Here is a 2,222-nt window from a genome sequence, read left to right as displayed (position 1 = left end):
GCCGGAGTCGTGCTCGAGGTCGCTGCCGATGTGACCGAGTTCGTGGTCGGTGACCGGGTTTTCGGGTTCATGTCGGGTGTTGGTTCGGCTGCGGTGGTCGATCATCGCTTGCTTGCGCCGATTCCGCAGGGGTGGTCGTTCGCTCAGGCGGCCGCGGTGCCGGTGGTGTACGCGACCGCCTACTACAGCCTGGTGGATCTGGCTGGGGCGCAGCCTGGTGAGACGTTGTTGCTGCACGCGGCCACGGGTGGTGTGGGTATGGCGGCTGTGCAGCTTGCGCGGCATCTGGGTTTGCGGTTGCTTGTCACCGCTAGTGAACCCAAATGGAATGTGTTGCGTGACTTGGGGTTCGACGATTCGGTGATCGGTGACTCGCGCAGCGTGGATTTCGAGGGGAAGTTCCTCGATGTCACCGGCGGTCGTGGTGTGGATATCGTGTTGGATTCTCTGGCCGGAGAATTCGTGGACGCGTCGTTGCGGTTGCTGCCGCGGGGTGGTCGGTTCGTCGAGATGGGCATGATCGACCGACGTGACCCGGGCGAGGTGGCCGCCGAACACCCCGGGGTGGATTACCGCAGTTTCATGCTGCTGGATGTGGATCCGGATCGGCTCCACGAGATCTTGGCGGCTCTGGTCGAACTTTTCGATGCCGGGGCGTTGGCGCCTTYCCCGACGACCGCGTGGGATCTGCGGCGGGCACCCGAAGCGTTCCGGTATCTCAGCCAGGCCCGGCATATCGGTAAGAACGTGCTCACCGTGCCGACTCCGTTGCGGCCCGAGGGTAGCGTCTTGATCACGGGCGGTACCGGGGGATTGGGTGCGGTCCTGGCGCGGCACCTGGTCACCGCGCATGGTGTGCGTCGGTTGGTGTTGGCGAGCAGGCGTGGCGGGCAGGCGCCCGGTGCGGCCGAACTGACCGGTGAGCTCACCGCGCTCGGCGCGCATGTGGAGGTGGTCGCTTGTGATGCGGCTGATCGGGTCGCGTTGGATGCGGTGTTGGCGGGGATTTCGTCGCGGCATCCGTTGACCGGTGTTGTTCATGCCGCGGGTGTGTTGGCCGATGGTGTGTTCGATGCGATGACGCCGGAGCAGATCGCGACGGTGTTGCGGCCGAAGGTGGATGCGGCGTGGAATCTGCACGAGGCGACCAAGGATCTCGATCTGTCGATGTTCGTGTTGTATTCCTCGATCGCGGGTGTGATCGGTAGTGCGGGGCAGGCGAATTATGCCGCGGCCAATGTCTTCCTCGATGCGTTGGCGCAGTACCGGCAGGTGACCGGTTTGCCAGCGACGTCGCTGGCATGGGCACCGTGGCGGGAAAGCAGCGGCATGACCAGTGCCCTCGGCGAGGCCGATATCACCCGGTKRCGGCGCGAAGGTTTCCCTCCGCTGAGCGACGACGAAGGCATGGCACTGTTCGACGCCGCGTTGGCGGGCGGCAAGTCCACGTTCGTGGCGGTCCGGATCGACCGGACTGCTCTCGCCGAGGCCGGTCCCGATGAGCTGCGCGCGATCATGCGCCGGAGGTGACTGCCCCGGACAAGCCGTTCAGCGATATCGGTTTCGATTCGCTCGGTGTCATGGAGTTCCGCAACCGGCTGAAATCGGCTGTCGGGGTGCAGTTGCCGGCGACCGCAATGTACGACTACCCGACACCGGCGGAACTGGCCGGTTTCCTGCGCCAGGAGATCGTCCCGGTCGACGATCCGGCGGAGCGGATCGCGGTCGAGGTCGAATCGCTGGCGCGCAGTTGCGCCGCGGCCGATCTCTCGCCTGCGGACCGTTCCGACATCGCAGGCAAGTTGACCGCGCTGTTGCGTGAGCTCGAGGGCAAAGACACGAGCGCGACAGTCCTGGCCGGCGACGCCGACAGCCTCGACGACGCGGACGACCGCGAACTCTTCGAATTCATCGACCAGCTCTGAATTCGAATTCATAGACCAACAACCGCTGAACCAGCACCACCAGGAGTTCCAGTAATGGCCGACAACGACGAGCTTCGCCGGTATCTCAAGAAGACTGCGAAAGAGCTGTACGAGACCAAACAACAGCTGCGCGAAGTCACCGACCGGTCGCGGGAGCCGATTGCGATAGTGGGTATGGCGTGTCGGTATCCGGGTGGTGTGCGGTCGCCGGAGGATTTGTGGCGGTTGGTTGCCGAGGGTGTGGATGCGGTGGGGGAGTATCCGTCGGATCGGGGCTGGGATTTGGAGCGGTTGTTC

General features: G+C 64.5%; 3 protein-coding genes. All 3 read left to right on the top strand.

All coding sequences use genetic code 11. From position 1 onward, the window contains the following. The coding region (locus AB4Z47_RS30585) for an MDR/SDR family oxidoreductase (RefSeq protein WP_441956177.1) at positions 1–1,530 on the top strand (1,530 nt) is incomplete at its 5' end. Next, positions 1,527–1,925, top strand: a complete 399-nt coding sequence (locus AB4Z47_RS30580; protein ID WP_441956175.1) for an acyl carrier protein — start codon at positions 1,527–1,529, stop codon at positions 1,923–1,925. The genes AB4Z47_RS30585 and AB4Z47_RS30580, both read left to right, overlap by 4 nt. Positions 1,926–1,979: 54 nt before the next feature. Next, a partial coding sequence (locus AB4Z47_RS30575) for a beta-ketoacyl synthase N-terminal-like domain-containing protein (RefSeq protein ID WP_441956173.1) occupies positions 1,980–2,222 on the top strand: 243 nt, incomplete at its 3' end.

This window comes from Nocardia sp. 2TAF39, assembly GCF_052114905.1.
GTDB lineage: Bacteria > Actinomycetota > Actinomycetes > Mycobacteriales > Mycobacteriaceae > Nocardia.
This window is presented reverse-complemented; position numbering and strand designations above follow the sequence as displayed.